This window comes from Acinetobacter sp. USHLN143, from assembly GCF_037145695.1.
Classification (GTDB): Bacteria; Pseudomonadota; Gammaproteobacteria; order Pseudomonadales; family Moraxellaceae; genus Acinetobacter; species Acinetobacter fasciculus.
Map to the genome: position 1 here is coordinate 1 of NZ_JBBCWZ010000012.1, position 21,605 is coordinate 21,605.

The following is a 21,605-nucleotide window of genomic DNA, read 5'->3' on the forward strand; positions in this document are numbered from 1 at the left end:
TGGATGTCTGGTTATTTGTAGTCATAAATTTAAGTTCCCACTTGTTTTTAAGTGAGGACTAAATTAAGGCTTATAGGACGAATTCATAAGGTGTGTTCAGCGGACGCTTACGTTTAAGCGGCTGACATATTCTGTTGGCGCCACTGCTGCGGCGTCAGTTGAGTCCATTGCTTAAAGGCGCGCTGAAAAGCACTCTGTTCAGAATAACCGAGTAACATGGCAGTTTCCTGCAAACTCAAGTGCGGATCTTTCAGATATTGCATCGCCATCATGCAGCGGATTTCCTGCATACATTGCTGATAGGTTTTGCCCTGTTTCTGCAAATGGCGTTGTAACTGACGCACGGAAAAATTCATCTGCTCGGCAATATGCTCGATCTGAAACAGGTTTTTTTGCAGGCCAATCAGAATTGCCTGTTGCAGTTGCTGATCAATGAGAGTGGAGTGCGGAAATTTTTCTAGCAATGCTTTGGCCTGTTGCATCAGCAGTTTCTGCAAGCTCTGGTCGCCCTGTTTCAGCGGTCTGGACAGTTCACTGACATGCATCAATACCTGATTTCTGGCTTGAGAAAAGCGGACTTTACAGCCGAAATACTGCTCATAGAGTGCAATATTTTTAGGCATTGCATGCTGGAAATGCACTTCATATAACTGAACCCCGTGCGGGTTCTGCACATTGGCTTTCACGAATTCCGTCATTAGCGCAATCGCGATTTCATCGGTCAATTGGGTATTCAGATGAAACGGAACTTCAACCCAGCCAATCGACAGATAATCGCCTTGCCATTGCAGCTGAAGTAGGCCGCCATCATAAATCAGACGATGATAATCATGATAGCGCATGAAGGCTTCACCCAAGGTCTCACTTGAGAGTGCCAGATAGCCAATAATACCAAGGTGTTTAGCTTCAACCAGTTGGGCGATTTCCAGGCCTAAAGCTGGTCGTTGCAGCTGTTGATCAAGTGTTGTTAACAGATCACGCCATAGGGCGAAATCAAAGCGTTCCAGATTTTGAATGGCCAATAATTTCTCAGGGACTTCAAGCTGTTTCAACTGATAATAGTCCAAAAGTAAATGTCCTAAACCACCGTATACTGAACCTACGTAGTTTTTTAGAACCAGCATTTTTAATTCTTTTATTTTGTCGTATTTTGTCAATCATATTGAATATTTTGGTCAATATCTAGTCTTTTATTTAGCCTATATTAAAAATAGACCAAGAGGTAAAAGATTATGTGGAAAGGTTTTCTGGCAGGGCTCGTCGTCGCAAATGGATTTGAATGGTTTGCGCATAAATATGTATTGCATGGTGTTCACCGGCCGGGACAGAGCCGTTATAGTCCAGTACCCGAGAGTATGCGCTCACACTGGGAGCACCACCGGGTTGTGCGCAAAACAGAATTCTCCGATTTCGGCTATGTAGAAGGACTGGACAACTGGCGTACCCGCAATGAAATTGCCTCACTGGCAGTCGTCGCGACCGTTTTTGGACTCAGTTTTTATCCTTTTTCCAAAGGTATGTCACTGGCTGCCTTATATGGTGCAGGCAACTATTATTATTTACATCGCCGGGCTCATCTGGAGCCGGAATGGGCCAAAAAGAAATTGCCCTGGCATTATGATCATCATATGAATAGTAATCAGGATGCCAACTGGTGCGTCACCAAGCCCTGGTTTGATTATCTGCTCGGTACCCGTGTGATTTCCTCGGCAGATTTGCAGGAACAGAATCCTTTAGGTTTGAGCTTGCCTGCACCGATCTCGAAAAAACTCAACCGCTGGGCAGAACAATATTTTCCGGTTAAATCGGCCGATGCTTCCTCTAAAATGACAAAAAATACTGCAAAAAATACGGTAATGAAGCAGTTAAATACGCAGGTTATGGAGTAAAATAGGGCTTTGTCGTGATTTGTCAATAAAATACGATTGTATTGTCAATATTGTCCTGTGGATTTCACTTATATTTGCTCCTGTCGGTGAGCAAAGCCTCATACTGATAATGTTTCTGGGTGTAATGAGTTATTTTGAATACCAAGTGCTGTAGTCTTATCTTGGTTTTATAAGGAGTCGAAAGACTCCTTTTTTTTGTCCCGTATTTGCTGTGTTGTTTTATTTAAGGCATAAAAAAAGAGTGTTTATAAAAACACTCTTTAATTAAATCATCATCTAAAACGGCTTAAAGGCGCATTTCAATACCTTGGGCTGCCATATAGGCTTTGGCTTCCGGAATGGTGTGCTGGCCAAAATGGAAAATTGAAGCTGCCAGTACTGCATCAGCACCACCATGGATAATGCCGTCCGCCAAATGCTGTAAATTACCCACACCACCAGAAGCAATCGTCGGTACCGTGACGCGGTCATTGATGGCACGCATCAGGACAATGTCGTAACCGGCTTTGGTGCCATCGGCATCCATCGAAGTAATCAGTAATTCACCTGCGCCGAAGTCAGCCATTTTCACGGCCCATTCAATCGCATCGATCCCGGTTTCCTTACGGCCACCGTGGGTGAAAATTTCCCATTTATGGTCACCGGTTTTTTTGGCATCGATCGCCACCACGATACATTGTGCGCCAAAGCGTTGAGACGCTTCCTGCACAAACTCAGGATTATAAATCGCAGCCGAGTTAATGCTGACTTTATCTGCGCCGGCATTGAGCAATAAACGGATATCTTCGACTTTACGGACACCACCACCTACAGTTAACGGTACGAATACAGATTCGGCCATACGCTCTACAGTACGATAAGTCGTGTCGCGTCCATGATGTGTAGCGGTAATATCAAGGAAAGTAATTTCATCGGCACCTTGTTCATTATAACGGCGCGCCACTTCGACCGGGTCACCCGCATCACGAATATCAAGGAACTGGACACCCTTGACCACGCGGCCGTTATCCACGTCCAGACAAGGAATAATACGTTTAGCTAGCATAAATTTTTCCAATTATTACAGCCGATTATGAAACTCACCCACGCAAGCGCTACACCTTGGCAGATGGAAACGGTATTCTAGCAAAATTATGTAAGTTTTTTCGCAGGTTTTCTATGTCGGTTTATACCACTTTGACTTTAAAGGAAGTTCAGGATTTTGCAGCGCCTTATGGTTTAAAGGCGATTGATCTGATTCCCATTCAAGGCGGTATTCAAAATACCAACTATTTTTTAGTCTGCGAAGATCAGCAATATGTGCTGACAGTATTTGAGGATATGGATGAGCAGGCGGCAGGTGAACTGGTTCCTGTGCTGGAACATCTGGGTCAGGCTGGATTGGCCGTTCCTGTGCCTTTGTCGCATTCAGGCAAGGCCATTCACAGCATTAAAGATAAACCGGCACAGATTGCACCACGCCTGATGGGTGAACATCCGATGCCATCTACCGTCGCACAAGTTGAAGCGATTGCAGTGGCTCAGGCGAAAATGCATGTGGCACTCAAAGACTTTAAATTAGAGCGTAATTTTGTACGTGATCATGCCTATTGGCTGGCCGTGTCTCAAGAGATCAAGCCGAGTTTAAGTCCGGCCGATAAAGTCTTGCTCGGTAAATTATTAGGTTTATATGAGGCGTTGACGGCGGTATATCCGGATCGTCCACGCGGTTTTATTCATTCCGATCTGTTCCGTGACAATACCTTATTTGAAGGCGATCAGCTGAATGGCATTCTGGATTTTTATGAGCTGAATAAAGATGAGTGGTTGTTTGATATCGCCATTACGTTAAATGACTTCTGTACCGAATATCCTGACGTAATCTTAAACGAAGAAAAAGCGATTGCCTTTTTAAATGCCTATGAAACGATTCGTTCTTTAACCAGTGATGAACGCGCCTGTCTGGAATTGTATCTGGCCATGGCGGCAGGACGGTTCTGGATGATGCGCCTACAGGTGGCTCAGCGTAATGCAGCATTAGGCCGGACGGGCGAAGATATTTTGCAAAAAAATCCGGATGAAATGCGTAATATGCTGATTGAACGCTTAAAATTCGTCACCGCTTAAACAATCAAATCAAAAGGGATAGGGGATATGCGCGATCAGGGACGTTTGGTGGAATGGTTTGATGATCAGGGTTATGGTTTTATCCAGCCTAGTGACCCAGCCAAAGATCGCGTATTTCTGCATATCAAGGACTTTGCCAAGCCTGGCCCACGTCCAATCGTGGGCTGTGCGCTGGATTATCTGGTCATTCTGGATGAACGCGGACGTTATCGCGCACAGCAGGTCATGTACCTGAAAGCCGCACAAGCCAAAAGTCTGCAAGCCAAACTCAAACCGTCCAAGCCACAGCAGGCACAGAAATTACAGCCGATGCAGATTGCCTGTGTGCTCTATATTCTTTTTTTGGTGGCTTTGACCTTGGGCAGTTTACTCAGTGGACTGGTGTTGTTACTGGTCAGCCTGATGAACGCGCTCAGCTACTGGCTCTATGCGCAAGACAAGGAAGCAGCCCAGCTGGGTAATCGTCGTATTCCGGAAAATACTCTGCATCTGGTGGCCTTCTTGGGCGGCTGGCCGGCAGCCTGGCTGGCACAGCAGAAATTACGGCATAAAACACAAAAACAACCTTTCCGGCAGATATATTTTTGTACCATAGCCTTTAACATCATTTTGATTATATGGCTGATTTCCCCATTGAATAGTTTAAATATCTAGGGGAAGTACCAGGAGGGGACGTGAATTATTCCATTGATAAAGACTCAAACCGCACACTGACTTTTGCACTGTACATTTTATATATTGTGGCCATTTTTAGTGCTGGCCTGCTGGCTGTCGTGGCGTTGATCATTAACTATGTGAAACGGCGCGATGTGCGCGGTTCCATCTTTGAAAGCCATTTTACCTGGCAGATCCGCAGTTTCTGGTGGTATCTGTTCTGGAATATCGTCGCCTTTATTCCATTTTTCTTTTTGTTCTTTACCGGCGAAGATCCTGACCTGTTTGCAGGGGTCGCATTTGGTGCATCCGCTTTCTGTTTAGTGGTGGTGGTTTTGGCCTGGATCTGGATTGTGTATCGGGCGATTCGCGGCATCATGCGCTTAAATGACAATAGACCGATGTATAGCAAATAATTTTAGCCGTATTTCCCCAGAGAAAAAATCCCCCTTTTTTAAGGGGGGATTTAGCAGAATTAAGAAAGATCTTGTTTTAATTGTTCTGTTGGATCTTTTCTTAAAAACTTTGGTTTCCATTCACTGGCAATTACGCCAAGTACCACCATCAATCCGCCTAATAAAGCCAGTGACGGTAAACGTTCTCCGGCCAGACGGCCAAACAGGGCTGCCCATACCGGTTCACCTGCATAGATAATCGCTGCTTGCGAAGGATCCACCATGCGCTGAGCCCAGTTCATCACCAGTTGGATCAAGGCACTGGCAATGCCTAAACCGACTAAAATTCCTGCCAGATGCCAGTGAAATCCAGGTAACTGAGATTCACCTAAAACAGGTGCGATCATGAAGCAGAACAGGGATGCAAAAATCAGTTGCAGCACCGTGACCCGGCGGACATTGACCTGCTCGGCGAAATAGCTGATAAAAATAATCTCCAGTGCGATCGCAATCGAACCAAGCAAAGTCAGGGTTTGTCCGAAACTGAGCTGAATCGCAGCAAAGCCATTTCCTGTCAAAAACACCAGACCGATAAAGGCAAACAGCGCTCCGATCCAGGTCATAACATGTGGTTTTTTGCGAAATAGCAGCCAGAGCAGGATCGGAACCAGCGGAACATACAAGGCGGTTAAAAAGGCCGACTCACTGCTGCTGATGGTCTGCAAGCCCACAGTTTGGGTGCCGTAGCCAATGGCGATCATGATGCCAATCACCGCGCCAGCGAACACTTCTTTCAGGTTCATGCCTTTTAGCGACTTCAGTGAAATTAGGGTGACAGCAAGCGCTGCCGCAGCAAAGCGCAGGCCGACAAACATAATCGGACTGCTAAAATTTAGCCCGTATTGCACAGTAATAAAACTGCCGCCCCAGATAATGGTGATCAGGATCAGGGCGAGTTGCGGTGCTTTTACCATCCAGCCGGAGTGATTTTTGGAAATAAGTGTAGACATGCCAGGAGATCAGAAAATTAAAAAAATAAAAAAGAGGTCCGAAGACCTCTTTTACAGCAGACTTAATTATAGCGCCTGTTGCTCATCTAGCAATAACTGTGCTTCACGCAAGCTTAATGTACCTTCGTAAATCGCACGGCCGGTAATTGCACCTAAAATACCCGGTTGGTCTTTCAGGTTACGCACGTCATCCAGATTGGTCACGCCGCCTGAAGCAATCACAGGCAAACCTGAGTATTGCGCCAGATTCACGGTTTGCTCAATATTCACACCCTGCATCATGCCATCACGCGCGATATCCGTGTAGACAATGCTTGACACGCCAGCATCGGCAAAACGTTTCGCCAGGTCAGTAGCCTTGACATCAGTCACATTGGCCCAGCCATCTGTTGCCACCATGCCATTCATGGCATCAATCCCAACAATAATATGACCGGCAAATTTTCGACATGCTTCTTCAACAAATTCAGGATCCTGAACTGCTTTGGTGCCAATGATCACAAAAGAAACACCGGCTTGCAGATAATGCTCAATGGTTTCCAGAGAACGGATACCACCACCAATCTGGATCGGCAAATCAGGTTGAGATCGGACGATGGCTTCAACCACTGGTTTATGGATTGGCGTACCTGCGAAAGCACCGTTTAAATCTACTAAATGCAAGCGGCGAGCGCCTTCATTTACCCAATGCTGTGCTGTTGCGACCGGATCGTCTGAAAATACGGTATCGTCTTCCATACGACCTTGTTTTAAACGGACACATTTGCCATCTTTCAGGTCAATTGCAGGGATGATCAGCATGCTTTCGCTCCTTGCTTAATCTTTAGAATGAATTTGAGTGTATTCATCTTAGCAAATAAAGTCGAAATTTCTAACTCTTAAACGGTATGAATAAAGAAAACCTGTCCATAGATAGGTAGCAGTGAGGTAATTTATTTTGCTCGTTTTAATGATTTTAATGATCCGTCTCTTGAATGGAGATCAGATTTTCCATAACGGATCGTGTACTGAGCTGGTCGATAACCGAAGCTGTAAGACCTGTTAAAGTCACAGCTCTCTCATCGAACGCGCTCATCACAGCTTTTATGCGTACATCAAGTTACCAGAACCAACACGCCACTTAAGCGCTTAAGCCGTCGATGAAGGACGGATTCTTAATTTTAATGAAGTATTGGGAATCTCTCTGGGTAATAAATCCCGACGTAGTAATTCTTCAAATACCAGCACGGGCGCGTAGGCATCTGCGGCTGCATAATCAATTTGTGCCGGGCTGAGCTTCTTGCTGGCCCAGTTCGAGGTACTAATCCGTTTGGATTTAGGAAAATTTACTTGAAATAGCAAAGCCATGGCATTTTTTAATCCGACCGGATTGTTTAAACCAAAAGCTTTAAAACATTTGGACAGTTCAATCACACTATTCAGTTCAATGCCTTTTTTACGGAACAGGTGCGCATCATTTTTCAGGCCAAAACCGACCTTGATCTGCTCGCGACTGGCAAAGATCGGTTTAAGAAAATCCCAGATCGAATCATTCATTTGAAATAAATAGGCTTTATCTAAAGTGGCCAGCTGAATCAGATGTGGCCCGGTAGAAACCTCACCAACTTTAAAGGTCGGTTTGGATTCAGAATCGAAACCCAGGACTGCATGGCTTTTTAGCTCCTGTGCAAGGGCATGACACTGTTCCAGACGATTAATCACCTGAATCTGTTGCATCGGAAGATTTTGAAATACAGGAAAGGCCTGAATTTGTTCCTTGCTTGGTAAAGTATCCAGCAGCTGTTGCATAAACTTCAATCATGAAATGAATGCGTTCAGCTTAATCACTTTTCCTGTTCTAGGCAAAAATAAAGCCCATGAAGAATGGGCTTTATGCAAAATTTAACAAGGATTAATCAGTGTGATAGCTACTCTGTTCGATCTGCGCCTGTTGAGCACGTTCAACATAATTCTGATAAGCAGGGACAGCAAAGGCTGCCAAAATAACTGCGAGTACCAGATACAGCACCACCAAAAGCGTTTCCCAGCCACGTGTCGTGCGTGGAGGGCCATATTCATTACTTTCGTTGTGACCGGGTGCCAATAACAGGTAAAGTGTAAAGACAAGGTTTACGACCGGCACAAAAATCAGTAAAGAAAGCCAGCCATTATGATTACGGTCATGTAAACGACGAATTAAAAAAATCACGCTAAAATAAATCGCAACGCCGTAGATCAAAACCAACAGCACCATTAAAGGCATGGACATTTTACCATCTAAAGTCTCTGGACTCATTCCAGGTAAAATGAAAGCAGCAATGATCCCGATGATCATAAAGCAAAAACCCAGCAGCATATTCCATGCGATATACGAACGTCGCCCAAAACGTCCTGATGCATTCCACCCCGAATCCTGAATTGTATTACTCATTATTTTTCCTTTGTTTTCATTAGATTTTTTATAAGTAAGTCTATGATAAAGGGATTTTTTATAAATGAAAAGTGTAAAAAATAATCAATAAAAAAGCCCGCAATCTGCGAGCTTTTTAGGGGGAAGGAAAATCAGATTTTCCAGTCCACAAAGTTTTTCAATAACTGCAAACCGGCAGTATGACTTTTTTCCGGATGGAATTGGGTCGCGAACAGGTTTTCTTTATGAATTGCAGTACAGAACTCGATGCCATAGGTACAAGTAGCTGCCACCAAGTCTGAATCTTGTGGCTCTACATAGTAACTGTGCACAAAGTAGAAACGCGCATCCTGTTCGATATTATTCCACATTGGATGCTCTGGATCGGCCTGATGTACCTGGTTCCAGCCCATATGCGGCACTTTTAAGCCCGTCATTTCCGGAAAATGCTTGACCGCACCTTCGAAAATACCCAGTGCATCGGTACCGCCATTTTCTTCCGAATGCTGCATCAAGGCTTGCATGCCGACACAAATGGCCAATACCGGTTTGTTAAATACGGCATTGCGTACCACTTCATCAATCCCGGCTTCGTGCATGCCTTGCATACAGTCACGCATCGCGCCTACGCCCGGAAAAACAATCTTGTCTGCTTGTGCAATCAGTTTTGGATCATTGGTCACATCAACCGTGGCACCGACATGTTCTAATGCTTTTGCCGCAGAGTGCAAATTTCCCATGCCATAATCAAGAAGGGCAATACGGGTCATTACAGTGTACCTTTGGTTGAAGCTACCGTATTGGCAGCACGTGGATCTACTTCACAGGCCATACGCAGCGCACGCGCAAATGCTTTAAATACGCTTTCGATCTGGTGATGGCTGTTTTTGCCTTTCAGGTTGTCGATATGCACCGTCATCAAGGAATGGTTTACAAAGCCCTGGAAAAACTCAGAGAATAAATCCACATCAAAACGGCCGATCATGGCACGGGTAAATGGAATATCCATAAACAGACCCGGACGACCAGACAGATCCACCACGACACGGCTTAAAGACTCATCGAGTGGCGCATAGAAATGACCATAGCGTTTCAGGCCTTTTTTATCGCCTAATGCCTGTGCAAATGCCTGACCCAGCGTAATACCGCAGTCTTCCACAGTATGATGGTCGTCAATTTCCAGGTCGCCATCACAATGAATATCAATATCAAACAGGCCATGACGCTTGATTTGATCAATCATATGATCTAAAAAGGGAATACCCGTGTTTAAGGTGCCTTGACCAGTACCGTCGAGATTCAAACGAACTCGAATTTTGGTTTCGTTGGTATTTCTTACCACTTCACTGATACGATCTGTCATAGACACGTTCCTCAAATACGTCAAAATGATTGATGTAGAAAATATTTTCGCCGTGACGAAGTCACCGCATATTAGATTGCTCAGGAGGGTTTATCAATGCCTATCACCGTACATGCTTATACTTCTTTAGAAAATGACGAAGTGCGCAGCCAGCTTGAGCGACTGTATGACACGAGCCCGGAATTTAGCGACGGGGCAGATGCCATGGAACAACTAGAGCAAAACCTTGCACAGTATACCTCAGTTTATAGCGCAGAATTTAATAGCAAAATTATTGGGGCAATCTGGTGCACTGGACAGGGCGAAAGCCGGATTCTGGAAAATATCGTGGTACATCCGGCCAACCGTGGTCGTGGCGTGGCAGAAAGGCTGGTCAGCGAAGTCTGCCGCATGGAAGAAGAAAAAGGTGTAAAAAACTTCGTGCCAGGCTGTGGGGCCATTCATCGTTGTCTGGCCAATCTGGAAAAAATCTGAAGATAGAGCAATATCAAGCAGTCATTAGGCTGCTTTTTTATGTAAATAAGCGCTTAAATCTGTTTTATTGCTGAGGTCTTTGGTAAACACTGTTCGATTTATGACTCAAATTGATGCGAGTTGATGGAAAAGTAAACATTTGGTGAAAATTATTCTCTCTGCTCTTGACGATTTACAACTGAAACTGTTTAATACGCGACATCGGCGTGATAGCTCAGTAGGTAGAGCAACGGATTGAAAATCCGTGTGTCCCCAGTTCGATCCTGGGTCTCGCCACCATATTTTAAAACGATTTCAAAGTTTTCAATCCCTGATCCCATCAGGGATTTTTTTTAGGCCAAAAATCAGCCACTCAAATATTTTTTTCATAATTTTGATTGACTAATGAGGCCAGATACGGCTTAATACACCGCATCGGCGTGATAGCTCAGTAGGTAGAGCAACGGATTGAAAATCCGTGTGTCCCCAGTTCGATCCTGGGTCTCGCCACCATATTCAAAAAATCCTCAAACTTGGTTTGGGGATTTTTTTTGCCTGCACCAAAGCCAGATCAACATTATTCTTTTCTATTTTTCAGTTGTTTCAACTTCTTCTTTTTCGACGTTTCCTGCTTTTTTCTTCCTGATTGACCGTTTATCAAACTTAACAATAGGCACTGGCATTATTTGTAAGATTTAGCTTTGACGCTTTCCCTTTTCCAAACGAGGGTGAAAATGATGAATCTCCTAACACCAATTAAACTAGGCCTTCTTACGGCCTGTACTGCTTTTAGCCTACCGATATTAAGCTATGCTGCGCCTGCTGCTGATTCAGTGGTGTTGCCGACTCTGACCGTCATGGCGGAACCGGAACTGCGCGCCGTGACTGAAAAAATGTTGCCTTATCAGGAACAGAACAGCCAACGTAAGGCCCTGCAAATACGCCTGATGAAAATTGAACGTGAAATTCAGGCCTATAGCGTGGATGGCGACGTGGTCGCGAATATTGATGTGATGCGTGCACCTGCCGACCCTGATCTGGATAGCCTGCCTGTGGTGTTCCGTGAATATGTATTGGCCATCGCACAGGGCTTGCAGTCTTCAGACCCAAGAAATGGGGTATATGTATTGCTGCAACCTTTTGGAATTAACCGCGACGCCACCAATGTGAATATTGTCCGTGAGCAATTCGATCCGAACCGGCTGAATCTGAGCCTGCCGTTTGGCTCCCCATAATGTATACCTGTCGGTCCAGATAACTTTGTTTAACGAGCTTATTAAAGTTGCTATGCAATGAGACCGACAAAGTAGTGTTCTGGGAAGAGTGGTTTTGTGAGAGGGGCAATTTCTGTCTAAGCTAGACATATTATTGGAAAAATCAAATGCCTTGAATTGTGTTTAAAAAATAAGCATAGTGGATGTAAATCAACAAGATCTGACTGACAGAGCTGGAGCGTATACATGCCGCGTGTTTTTATGATTGTAGCCGCTGTGACACTGGCAATTTTTATTGGGCTGTTTTATCAGAATTCGGTCCAGCAAAAACATCAGGCCGAGCTGCTCGAATATGAAACTGTGCTTGAAGAAAAAACCGAGAGTATTGCGCAGCAGGCACAGGACTGGTCTAAACCGATTCAGATTGAACTTGAGGATGACCGTCTGGATGGTGACTATGCCATCATGGCTGAATTTATGCTGGGGCAATTGCGCGACAGTGCCGAGGAACGTAATCAGTATCTACGCGACTTAAAAGCCGCCAACTGGCAGAATTTTCTGAATATCGACCGCTTGGCTAAGGATCAGGCACAAGGCTATAAAGAAACTGAAGCCATGCTCAAGCAAGTCCATCAAATTGTGAATAGCTATCAGCAGAAAATCCAGCAGCGCGATGCCGAGCTGATCGACAAGGCACAGCAACTGGATATTAAGAACCGTTATCGCCAGCAACTGAGCCTGACTCTAAAAGACAGTCAGCAAAATAGTAATGCACATGTCATTTTTGAAATTGAAAAACAGACTCTGGCCAAGGCTGATGCCTTATTTGCAGTACTGAAAAAGCATAAATGGCAAAAGAAAAATAACACCTTTATGTTCTATGACGATAAAGCCGTGCAAGAGTTTAATGCGCTGTATAAAGAAATGCTGCACCTGAATAAACAGACGGAACGAGTGGCGACTGCCAACCAGAAAGCGGTTGAAAACAAGTTGTAGCCTGACTTAGATGACAGGATTGCCATAGGACTGTCATCTGCTGTTCAAACTCGCTTGCTAAATTGAAGGGGTCGCACAGATCACGACATAACATTTAAGCAGGTGAGTCATGCAAACAATTCAGGTTTTTGCTGATATTCAGCAGGTGTACGGTGAGTTTGTCGCAAATAAAACATGTCCAAAATTACAAAGGATGAATAACGGAGACAAGAACCGGTTGTTCTTGGATCAATATTTCACGCTGATCGAGGACTGGCACTATACCGAACAGATTGTGATTCAGTTCAATCAGCAGTATTTCAGTCTGGATCTGGGGAGCGCTCCGGATTTTATGGATCAGGATAAATATATCAACTGGCTAAAGTCGGAACTGCTGCATTAATCGAATCGTCATATTCCTCGTTGATAGATAACCGAGCTGTCTCAAGAGAGGCAGCTTTTTTATTTTGATAGAAAACTGGTATTGATCTTGCTGTTGCATCGGCACAGCGCGAACAGGCGCTGATTCCAATTCCGATTTGAACAGGCTATGCTGAATTAATTACCGCTGCCAAAAGAATGACAGGCGGAGCATGGATGATATGGAGGGCAAAAAATTATGCAACAGTTGAAATGTTATAAGGAACTTCCAGTCTGGACTCAGCAGAGTATTCCTCAGGGCTTCAAGAATCAGCACAATACCAAAGCGGGTACCTGGGCGAAACTGACAGTATTAAAAGGTGAGCTGCGTTTTGCCATGCTGGAAGAATCTGGCGCAGTGCAATCCGAGCATGTGTTTACACCAGAGCAGCAACCGCCATTTATTGAGCCTGAGGCCTGGCACAAAATTGTTTCTGCCAGTGAGAATATCGAATGCCAGCTGCGTTTTTACTGCCGGCCTGAGGATTACTTCATCAAGAAATATCAGTTAAATCCTACCCATTCTGAAGTGCTGGCCGCCATGCCCTATTTAAAAGGTGGTCGTGCGCTGGATGTCGGCTGTGGTACAGGGCGTAATGTGCTTTATTTGAGCCAGAACGGCTTTAATGTCGATGCCTGGGATGTCAACGAAAACAGTTTGCAAACCTTAAGACAGATTGTGCAGACCGAGCAGATTAATCATGTGCAGGTACAGCGCCGCGACCTCAACACGGATACCAGCATTGCAGGCCAATATGACTTTATCTACTGTACCGTGGTGATGATGTTCCTTGAGGCGAAAACCATTCCACCGCTGATTGCACAGATGCAGCAGGCGACCGTGCCAGGTGGCTATAACCTGATTGTTTGTGCCATGGATACGCCAGATATTCCGGCACAAGCCGATTTTCCATTTGCTTTTCAGCCGGGGGAGTTGCGAGGGTATTATGAGGGCTGGAATATTGTGAAATACAATGAAGATATTGGTGAGCTATACCGTGTCGATGAGCAGGGCCAGCGGATTAAACAGCATTTTGCCACGATGCTGGCGCAGAAGGCTGAATAGAAGATTAAGTCTTTTAATTCCTGAAAATAAATTAAATCATCCAAAACAAAAAAAGATGTCAGGCTGACATCTTTTTTTATACTTAAAAAATCTTAAGCTGCTTTTTTAAACCAAGAGAACCAGCCTTTTTTCTCAGCTTTTACTTCTGCTTTTTCAGCAGCCGTATCTTTGGTTTCTACTGCTTCAGTTTTCACAGCTTCAACGTGTTGTTCTGCTGTAGCTTGAGCCATTTCTACTTGAGTCGTTGCTTCTGTTTTTACTGCTTCAGCTTTAGTTTCAGCCGCTTGTTGAGTTGCAGCAACAGTCGCTTGAGCAGCTTCAACTTTCGCTTGTACAGGTGCAGCAGCTTCTTTGGCAACAGTTTGGGTTGTTTTACTTACAACAGTTGCTGGCGCAACTTGAGCTTCAGTTGCCATTGCAGATGCAGAAGTCGCTACGATTGCAGTCGCGATCATTGTTTTAAGCATGTTCATATATACCCTTTTAAGGAAATAGGAAAAAAGAGGCTTGATCATACATTTATAAAATTTAAGTGCTTCATAAATATGGTTTTATTGGTTGATTATTCAACTGAAATTACAAAGGAATAACATTTCATCTAGTTAAGAATTATAATTGTTTAAAACAAATAATTATTTTAGAGATTGTAGTGGGTCAACTTCAAACAAATGGATATATTACTTGCTCATCTTGTAATACAGTAAATAAGCTTCATGAGATTGGTGATCAAGGTCTTTATCATTGTGGTACTTGCCAAAATCCATTAATTTTCATTAATAAAGAAAAACCTAAATCAGGTTTTATGAAAATTCTTGTTATTGCTGGATTGATTGGGGTTGCTGGTGGTGTAGGCATAGATCAAATAAAAGACGCTCTCAAACCCACTGAAATTAATTATTCGAAAATTCAAACTAATTGGACTGATAAGCAGGTTAGGCAGTTTGATCTTAATTGTAAGGCAAATTTGGCTATGCAAAAGAAAAGATGGGATGCTGAACGTATTGATAAGACATGTACATGTTTTACGACGTACATAGTTGAAAATACTAATTATCCACTCTGGGGTAAGTTAGATCCTAAAGTGGTTGATGCAGGTACAAATGAATGCATTTAGAAAATAATGAAAAAGATCAATTAAATTTAAACCCTAATTTGGAAAAGTTTTTAAACTTAATTGAAGAAGTTTATACAGGTAATTTAAAGGCTTTTAGCGATGCATTTTCCGATGAAGATACTTCTTTTTATGAGCGCTTAAAAAAAGATATTCAGAGGGCAAAACAAGGGTCATTAACCATTAAGAAAGAAGATGCATTGAAGAAATATATATTTTTTCTTGAATATAAGCAGTGGGAAAAGAATACAGACAATAAATTTTCTAAGAAATTAGATTTACAAATAGATACAGCAATTGAAGCCTTATGTAAGGCAACTGGGCAGTGATACTGCCCAGTATAAAAAGCTATTTACATGCACCAGGTACACGACATGCACAGCTTGAAGGAGCGTGACAGGCGTGATCATCACCACAGCGTGCTTCAATTGTGAAATCAGGGTATGGGCCAAACCAAACTTCATAAAGTTCTTTAGTTCGCTGGAAAGTATCTTTCAAATTTTGTTGGTCGACTTCATCATGGATTCCAAAATATGGATAGTGGTGCAGATAAGCTCCAAAAATTTTCAAGCAATCCATGTGGTAATTTCGAGTATCTAAAATGTGAGCATGCCAAAACTCATCAACAAGTTTATTAGGTACTAGCGTTTCTTTTGGATAGAAATATTTTAACGCTAGAAAACGTTTATATTCTTGCTCTGCAAATTCGCAAACTTTTTTTGACATGGTTGCTTCTTTACCTGATGTTAATTTAAATTTTAATTTATTGAAATTTAAACTCTCAACCGAAGTCGGCATATTTGAGCTTGCTAGAGTAGCTTTATGGTTAAAGTCTATTGCTAAATTTCCCATTTCTTTTTCCTTAGTAGGTTTATAGCGTTGTTGCTATGTAGGAAATATTGCCATGTAGCTTTATTTGGATTGGGGAATTTTAAGGGACAAAAAAACCCCGCAAAAGCGGGGTTTTTTTTGATCTTGGTATTTAAGAATTAAACACGTTCGATAATGGTCGCAATACCTTGACCTAGGCCGATACACATCGTCGCAAGACCGATTTGCGTATCTTGCTGTTCCATTACGTTCAGCAATGTTGTTGTGATACGCGCACCAGAACAACCCAATGGGTGACCCAATGCAATCGCGCCACCGTTATGGTTCACGATGTCTTGCTTGTCATAAATACCTAAGCCTTTAAGAACAGACAGACCTTGTGCAGCAAAGGCTTCGTTCAATTCAAAGGTTTGGATATCAGAAATCGCTAGACCAGCGCGTTTCAACGCTTTTTGTGTTGCCGGAACCGGACCATAACCCATGATCGCAGCATCACAGCCCGCAACCGCCATAGAGCGAATTACAGCACGTGGCTTAAGACCTAAAGCTTGAGCACGTTCAGCAGACATCAACAACATTGCAGAAGCACCATCAGACAAAGCTGAAGATGTTGCCGCAGTTACTGTACCGCCTTTCGGATCGAAGACTGGACGCAAAGATTTGAACGATTCAAGGTTCGCATCTGGACGGATCACTTCATCGATATCACACAGGATTTTGTAGCCATCTGCATTATGACCTTCAATGCCGACGATCTCGTTCTGGAACAGGCCATTTTCAGTCGCAGCCCAGGCACGGCGATGTGATTCCACACCAAACGCATCCTGTTCTTCACGGCTAATACCGTTCATGCGACCCAACATTTCAGCAGTTAAGCCCATCATGTTCGACGCTTTGGCATAATGCTTAGACGCTTCAGGGTTCAGGTCGATGCCGTGCATCATGCCCACATGGCCCATGTGCTCAACACCACCGATGATGAAGATATCACCCTGGTTCGTGGCAATTTGCGCAGCCGCAGTGTGAATCGCCTGCATAGACGAACCACAAAGACGGTTCACCGTTTGACCTGCAACAGTCTTCGGCAAGTCTGCCAGTAATGCGATATTACGGGCAATGTTCATACCTTGTTCTAGGGTTTGGTTCACACAGCCCCAGATTACGTCTTCAACTTCATGCGGGTCGAATTCGTTACGTACCAGCAGGGCACGGACAAGCTCAGCAGACATCGAGTCGGCACGTACATTGCGGAACATACCGTTTTTGGTTTTACCCATTGCTGAACGTACGCCATCAACGATGACAACGTCACGTGGATTTAAAGTAGCCATTCACGTTGCTCCTTAACCGTAGAATTTTTTGTTGTTAGCAGCCATTTCGCGCAACATTTCTGGCGCTTCATAAGCTTTACCAAGGTGCGCATACTTATTGCAAAGCGCAACATACTCAGCTACACCGGTTTGATCGATGTAACGGCATGGACCACCACGGAATGGCGGGAAACCAACACCCATGATCATCGCCATATCTGCTTCAGCAGCAGTCGCTACAATGTTGTCTTCCAGGCAACGAACTGTTTCGTTACAGAAAGCCAGCATCATACGGTCAATGATTTCCTGAGCGTCAAATTCACGTTTTTCCGAAGTTGCAACAGAGGCTACAAGCTCATACGCAGTCGGATCAACCACTTTGGCTTTTTTGCCTTTACGGTCAAGTTCATACTTGTAGAAACCAACGTCATTCTTTTGCCCCAGACGTTTGTTTTCGTACATGACTTGGATCGAGCCTTTGAAATCAGGTTTCATGCGATCAGGGAAGCCTTCAGCCATCACTTCTGCACCGTGTACGCCAGTGTCGATACCGACAACGTCCATCAGGTAAGCAGGACCCATTGGCCAGCCGAATTTTTCCATGACTTTATCGATTTGCTGGAAGTCAGCGCCATCTTTAAGCAACAGGTCAAATGCACCGAAGTAAGGGAACAGTACGCGGTTGACCAGGAAGCCCGGGCAGTCATTGACCACGATTGGTGTTTTACCCATTTTCTGAGCAAGCACCACAGTCGTTGCAATCGCTTCGTCAGAAGTCTTCGCACCGCGAATCACTTCAACCAGTGGCATCATGTGTACCGGGTTAAAGAAGTGCATACCGACGAAGTTTTCAGGACGTTCCAGGTTTTCAGCCAGGCGCGTGATTGAAATCGTAGAAGTATTAGATGCAATGATCGTGTTGTCACGAACTTTCGCTTCAGTTTCTTTCAGTACGATACCTTTGACTTTTGGATTTTCAGTCACGGCTTCGATCACGATGTCCACTTCTTTAAACTCGTCATAGCTTAAAGTTGGACGGATGCGCGCAAGAGTTTCACCCATTTGAGCAGGCTTCATCTTCTTACGTTCAACTTGTTTGGTCAGTAAACCATTGGCTTCTTTCATACCCAAAGCAAGTTGCTGGTTACCGATGTCTTTCATGATGATCGGTGTGCCTTTGCTTGCCGCCTGGTAAGCAATACCACCACCCATGATACCCGCGCCTAGAACAGCCGCCTGGTTCACTGGATGCGCACCTTTTTCATAGCGCTTCGAGGTTTTTTTCACGATCTGGTCGTTCAGGAACAAACCGATCAAGGCACCTGCTTGTGGTGTGACTGCTGCTTTAGCAAAGCCTTCAGCTTCCACTTTCAGCGCGTCATCACGATGCAGGCTCGCACCGGCTTGTAATGAATCAAGCAATAATTTTGGCGCAGGGTATTGAGCTGGATTCGCTTTTGCTAAAACCATGCCTTTCGATGAGTTAAACGCCATCATCTGTTCGATTGGGCTGAGTTTAACTGGATCGAGTTTTTCCTGACGCTTGGTTTTCCAGTCTAAACGGCCATGAATCGCCTGTTTCACCAGATCAAGTGCAGCATCTTGTAGCTTGTCAGCAGGAACGACAGCATCGACTGCGCCGTCTTTCAGTGCGGCAGCAGGCTTTTTAGGATTGGCCATTGCCATCCATTCTACCGCGTTGTCGATACCGATCAGACGGCTTAAACGTACTGTACCACCGAAGCCCGGGAAGATCCCCAGCTTGATTTCAGGCAGGCCCACTTGCGCCTGCTCTGACATGACACGGTAGTCACACACCAGGCACATTTCGAAACCGCCACCGAGTGCCATGCCATTAATGGCAGCCACTTTAGGAATGTCGAGGTCTTCGAAGCTGTTAAAAATTTCATGTACTGGCATTGCCCAGTCAACAATCGCTTGTTCACCCTGAGCAAAGTTGTCGCCGAATTCAGTGATATCAGCACCTACAATAAATGTAGATTTGCCTGAAGTCACAATCAGACCTTGAATATCGGCATGGGAGACGGCTTCGATAGCAGCCTTGAAATCTTCAATCGTTGCACGGTTGAATTTGTTAACGGACTCACCTTGTAAGTCAAAGCGGAATTCTGCAATCCCGTCCTCAAGCATTTGGACGGTAATGGCATTGCCAGCGTGGATCATGCCCTGATCTCCTTTATTTTGGAGGACTTCTAAGTTGATGTTGTGAAGCAAGTGCGCATGTCCCGCGCACTTTTTGACTTCGCTAATCTTACGATAACTATATCCAAAAAGAACATAACAAGTTGTATCAAGCCGTGACGCAATGGTCATCAATTTCTGCCAGACTGATCCGCCCCGCTATAACTTTTCCTTTCAGTTTTCTAAAAGAAGATGAACCAAAGATTTTGTTTCAATTCATTATTTTTTATCAATTAGCCTGATAGATATGGAGCAGGGTGACTGATTTTCAAGGTGCATTTCTAGCGGAATTTTGTCAATTCAGTCAATTTCTATCCTTGAACTTGCCATTTTTAGCCTCGAAGTATGCTGAGCGCAGGACTTTCAGGTCTTTGCTGATAGTATTTAATCAGCACAAATAACAGTGTATTAGATCATTTGAGTTACTGAACTTTTCTGATGAGATCGAAAATGGGAACGATCCTGTCGATGTGTGATTTAAAATAATTCCCATCCTGCCGGGTTGAATCCCTGTCATCTGCTATGGAATTGTTTATGATGATCTTGCACTTAGATATGGGGGATATCGATGCACGTATTTCGTTCTAAAAAAGACTGGTGGCTGCTGGCTTTTGTGATTTGTATGAGTGGCCTGTTGCTGCAACTACTGCTGACCATGCAGGCCAAAGGCACTATGCAGCAATATCCGCTGCACACTGCGGTTTATGTCCTGACTATTATCATTTTATGGTGGCCGCTGTGGAGTACGCGCTATGTGATGGACAATGGGGTGTTGACCATAAAAAGCCTGTGGTTAAGCTGGAAGATTCCGTTAAGTGAAATCCAATCCATTCAGCCCACAGACCACTCTATCATTGCGCCAGCCTTATCTTTAAAGCGTCTGCGGATTGACTATACTGATGCGGGCGTGCAGAAATTTATATTGGTTTCACCCAAAGATCAAACTGCTTTTATACAGGTGCTTCAGCCGAATAAAAACTGATATCGAGTCTGCCTTAGTTAAGCTTTTGCTTGCTCAGGCAGAACCACCAGCTGTCCATCGACACAGTCCAGATGCAGACTGAACTGCTCAGGCTGGTTTAAAAAATACAGCGCCAGAATCGGCTCCAGTTCGGTACGCATCTTGCGGCCCAAATGTCGGGCGCCGTAACGAATATCATGGTCCTGATAGAAATAGGCTTTGGCTGAAGCGCTTAAATGCACGCTGCGTTGCTGATGTTGCAAGCGCTTGTTCAGTTTATCCAGTTCAATTTCGACCAGACGTGGCAGGGCATCATGCTGTACCGCCTGATAATGCAGGCTGCGGTCAATCCGGTTCAGAAATTCAGGGTCGAATTTACGCTGCATGACTTTTTCAATGATGCGCTGGGTGGGAACGCGCTTCAGACACAGTGCCTGCATTTTCTCAGGCAGATAGCTGAGTTTGTCCAGATATTGCTGCGCCGCCTGTGCCCCGACATTGCTGGTCATAAAGATCATGCAGTTGCGAAAATCGATAGTTTTAGTGCCCGCTGTCAAGGTCAGCCGGCCAGTATCCAGCACGTTCATCAAGCCGCGAATCACTTCGTTACTGGCTTTTTCCAGCTCATCAAACAGCATGATGCCGGGACGGGTATGACTGCCGGCAATCGCAGTTTCATCAAACAGGCTGTGACCTTCCTTTGATCCCACATAACCGGGCGGTGCGCCGGTCAAAGCCGCCGCATAATGTTCCTGTGCCAGAGTATTCATATCAATCCGGCAAAAGGCATCCGGGCGGCCATAGATCGCATCGGCAATCAGACGCACGGTTTCTGTTTTACCGACGCCAGTAGGGCCCAGCATCAAGGTAACCGACAAAGGGCGATCCTGACTGGAAAAATCTGCCTTGACCACATGCAACATTTTTTCAATTTCATTCAGGGCTGCATCCTGCCCAATAATCCGTTCACGTAGCAGTTGCATTACCTTACTCGCTCGGCTCGAAATGAAAACGCGGTTTACCAATCAGGCGAGCACGTTCAGACAGACTATGGGTGGAGGGTTGAACAATATGAATGTCCGATTGCTGCATGGTCATGCGAATCATCTCAAAACTAGACTTTTTGAGCATAACAAAGTTAAAGGTTGAAATTTATAGCTTTTAACAATCAGGTTATGTCGTGAGGATTATAGATTGGGGGGATAACCCGACAGGAACTTTAAGATTAGATGGCAACTTCAGGGGAATTTTGTGTT

Annotated in this window: 24 protein-coding genes, 2 tRNA genes and 1 pseudogene; 14 read left to right on the forward strand and 13 right to left on the reverse strand. The window is 44.5% G+C overall.

From position 1 onward, the window contains the following. Positions 1-113 precede the first annotated feature (113 nt). Positions 114-1,124 carry an AraC family transcriptional regulator gene (locus WFH18_RS05200; RefSeq protein WP_005105389.1) on the reverse strand — a complete coding sequence of 337 codons (1,011 nt, stop codon included), beginning with the start codon at positions 1,122-1,124 and terminating at the stop codon, positions 114-116. A 108-nt stretch (positions 1,125-1,232) separates the two neighbouring features. On the opposite strand from WFH18_RS05200, the gene WFH18_RS05205 reads away from it, so the two are divergent. Beyond that, positions 1,233-1,889, forward strand: coding sequence for a hypothetical protein (locus tag WFH18_RS05205; RefSeq protein ID WP_005105392.1), 657 nt, complete (start codon positions 1,233-1,235; stop codon positions 1,887-1,889). 286 nt (positions 1,890-2,175) lie between these two features. Here the strand turns inward: WFH18_RS05205 and hisF are convergent, their stop codons facing one another. Beyond that, positions 2,176-2,934, reverse strand: coding sequence for an imidazole glycerol phosphate synthase subunit HisF (gene hisF, locus WFH18_RS05210; protein ID WP_005105393.1), 759 nt, complete (start codon positions 2,932-2,934; stop codon positions 2,176-2,178). Positions 2,935-3,047: 113 nt separating this feature from the next. Here hisF and WFH18_RS05215 point away from each other — a divergent pair, with 113 nt between their 5' ends. The 3 genes from WFH18_RS05215 to WFH18_RS05225 are packed head-to-tail and all read left to right on the forward strand — an operon-like array spanning position 3,048 to position 5,065. After that, positions 3,048-3,995 carry a homoserine kinase gene (locus WFH18_RS05215; protein ID WP_005105394.1) on the forward strand — a complete coding sequence of 316 codons (948 nt, stop codon included), beginning with the start codon at positions 3,048-3,050 and terminating at the stop codon, positions 3,993-3,995. A 27-nt stretch (positions 3,996-4,022) separates the two neighbouring features. Then, the gene (locus WFH18_RS05220; protein ID WP_005105395.1) at positions 4,023-4,649 is read left to right on the forward strand and encodes a DUF1294 domain-containing protein; all 627 of its coding nucleotides are present in this window, start codon (positions 4,023-4,025) and stop codon (positions 4,647-4,649) included. Positions 4,650-4,669: 20 nt separating this feature from the next. Continuing rightward, on the forward strand, positions 4,670-5,065 hold the full coding sequence (locus tag WFH18_RS05225) for a DUF4870 family protein (protein ID WP_005105397.1): 396 nt from the start codon (positions 4,670-4,672) through the stop codon (positions 5,063-5,065). A 59-nt stretch (positions 5,066-5,124) separates the two neighbouring features. On the opposite strand, the gene WFH18_RS05230 is transcribed toward WFH18_RS05225, so the two are convergent. The 6 genes from WFH18_RS05230 to hisB form a co-directional block, all read right to left on the reverse strand. After that, positions 5,125-6,054, reverse strand: coding sequence for a DMT family transporter (locus WFH18_RS05230; protein WP_005105399.1), 930 nt, complete (start codon positions 6,052-6,054; stop codon positions 5,125-5,127). A gap of 66 nt (positions 6,055-6,120) precedes the next feature. After that, positions 6,121-6,855, reverse strand: coding sequence for a 1-(5-phosphoribosyl)-5-[(5-phosphoribosylamino)methylideneamino]imidazole-4-carboxamide isomerase (gene hisA / locus WFH18_RS05235; protein WP_004278658.1), 735 nt, complete (start codon positions 6,853-6,855; stop codon positions 6,121-6,123). Positions 6,856-7,182: 327 nt separating this feature from the next. Next, positions 7,183-7,842 carry a 3'-5' exonuclease gene (locus tag WFH18_RS05240; RefSeq protein ID WP_005105400.1) on the reverse strand — a complete coding sequence of 220 codons (660 nt, stop codon included), beginning with the start codon at positions 7,840-7,842 and terminating at the stop codon, positions 7,183-7,185. A 103-nt stretch (positions 7,843-7,945) separates the two neighbouring features. After that, entirely contained in the window at positions 7,946-8,464 is a 519-nt protein-coding gene (locus WFH18_RS05245; protein WP_005105402.1) for a DUF805 domain-containing protein, read from the reverse strand. 131 nt (positions 8,465-8,595) lie between these two features. Next, complete coding sequence (hisH, locus tag WFH18_RS05250) at positions 8,596-9,213, reverse strand: imidazole glycerol phosphate synthase subunit HisH (protein WP_005105403.1); 618 nt, start codon at positions 9,211-9,213, stop codon at positions 8,596-8,598. Next, entirely contained in the window at positions 9,213-9,806 is a 594-nt protein-coding gene (gene hisB, locus WFH18_RS05255) for an imidazoleglycerol-phosphate dehydratase HisB (RefSeq protein WP_004729244.1), read from the reverse strand. The genes hisH and hisB overlap by 1 nt, the downstream gene beginning before the upstream one ends. Positions 9,807-9,902: 96 nt before the next feature. Between hisB and WFH18_RS05260 the strand changes: the two genes are divergently transcribed. The 7 genes from WFH18_RS05260 (at position 9,903) to tehB (ending at position 13,934) form a co-directional block, all read left to right on the forward strand. Next, positions 9,903-10,280, forward strand: a complete 378-nt coding sequence (locus WFH18_RS05260; protein WP_004278652.1) for a GNAT family N-acetyltransferase — start codon at positions 9,903-9,905, stop codon at positions 10,278-10,280. A 203-nt stretch (positions 10,281-10,483) separates the two neighbouring features. After that, a tRNA-Phe gene (locus tag WFH18_RS05265) sits at positions 10,484-10,559 on the forward strand. Between the two features lie 137 nt (positions 10,560-10,696). After that, positions 10,697-10,772 (forward strand) — tRNA-Phe (locus WFH18_RS05270). A gap of 224 nt (positions 10,773-10,996) precedes the next feature. Continuing rightward, positions 10,997-11,494 (forward strand): hypothetical protein, encoded by a 498-nt coding sequence (locus WFH18_RS05275; protein WP_005105406.1) that lies wholly within the window; start codon positions 10,997-10,999, stop codon positions 11,492-11,494. A gap of 225 nt (positions 11,495-11,719) precedes the next feature. After that, positions 11,720-12,469: a hypothetical protein gene (locus WFH18_RS05280; RefSeq protein WP_004278650.1), complete on the forward strand. Its 750-nt coding sequence runs from the start codon at positions 11,720-11,722 to the stop codon at positions 12,467-12,469. A 109-nt stretch (positions 12,470-12,578) separates the two neighbouring features. After that, positions 12,579-12,851 carry a hypothetical protein gene (locus WFH18_RS05285; RefSeq protein ID WP_004278649.1) on the forward strand — a complete coding sequence of 91 codons (273 nt, stop codon included), beginning with the start codon at positions 12,579-12,581 and terminating at the stop codon, positions 12,849-12,851. Between the two features lie 216 nt (positions 12,852-13,067). Further along, entirely contained in the window at positions 13,068-13,934 is an 867-nt protein-coding gene (gene tehB, locus WFH18_RS05290; RefSeq protein ID WP_004278648.1) for an SAM-dependent methyltransferase TehB, read from the forward strand. Between the two features lie 92 nt (positions 13,935-14,026). On the opposite strand, the gene WFH18_RS05295 is transcribed toward tehB, so the two are convergent. After that, positions 14,027-14,407, reverse strand: a complete 381-nt coding sequence (locus tag WFH18_RS05295) for a hypothetical protein (protein WP_005105410.1) — start codon at positions 14,405-14,407, stop codon at positions 14,027-14,029. 176 nt (positions 14,408-14,583) lie between these two features. Between WFH18_RS05295 and WFH18_RS05300 the strand changes: the two genes are divergently transcribed. Together WFH18_RS05300 and WFH18_RS05305 are read left to right on the forward strand one after the other, a co-directional pair. Beyond that, a complete protein-coding gene (locus tag WFH18_RS05300; RefSeq protein WP_005105412.1) occupies positions 14,584-15,048 on the forward strand; it encodes a hypothetical protein in 465 nt (154 codons plus the stop codon). Beyond that, positions 15,039-15,374 (forward strand): hypothetical protein, encoded by a 336-nt coding sequence (locus WFH18_RS05305; RefSeq protein WP_004278645.1) that lies wholly within the window; start codon positions 15,039-15,041, stop codon positions 15,372-15,374. Before WFH18_RS05300 ends, WFH18_RS05305 begins: the two co-directional genes overlap by 10 nt. Before the next feature lie 19 nt (positions 15,375-15,393). Here WFH18_RS05305 and WFH18_RS05310 read toward each other — a convergent pair whose 3' ends face one another. The 3 genes from WFH18_RS05310 to fadB all read right to left on the reverse strand — a co-directional run bounded on the left by WFH18_RS05310 (position 15,394) and on the right by fadB (position 19,370). Further along, positions 15,394-15,897, reverse strand: coding sequence for a glycine-rich domain-containing protein (locus WFH18_RS05310; protein ID WP_004278644.1), 504 nt, complete (start codon positions 15,895-15,897; stop codon positions 15,394-15,396). A gap of 137 nt (positions 15,898-16,034) precedes the next feature. Further along, a complete protein-coding gene (gene fadA / locus WFH18_RS05315; protein WP_004278643.1) occupies positions 16,035-17,207 on the reverse strand; it encodes an acetyl-CoA C-acyltransferase FadA in 1,173 nt (390 codons plus the stop codon). A 12-nt stretch (positions 17,208-17,219) separates the two neighbouring features. Beyond that, positions 17,220-19,370, reverse strand: a complete 2,151-nt coding sequence (fadB, locus tag WFH18_RS05320; protein ID WP_005105413.1) for a fatty acid oxidation complex subunit alpha FadB — start codon at positions 19,368-19,370, stop codon at positions 17,220-17,222. A gap of 586 nt (positions 19,371-19,956) precedes the next feature. On the opposite strand from fadB, the gene WFH18_RS05325 reads away from it, so the two are divergent. After that, positions 19,957-20,370 carry a PH domain-containing protein gene (locus WFH18_RS05325; RefSeq protein WP_005105414.1) on the forward strand — a complete coding sequence of 138 codons (414 nt, stop codon included), beginning with the start codon at positions 19,957-19,959 and terminating at the stop codon, positions 20,368-20,370. Between the two features lie 17 nt (positions 20,371-20,387). Here WFH18_RS05325 and WFH18_RS05330 read toward each other — a convergent pair. Beyond that, a pseudogene (locus WFH18_RS05330) lies at positions 20,388-21,447 on the reverse strand (AAA family ATPase). Positions 21,448-21,605: the final 158 nt, after the last annotated feature.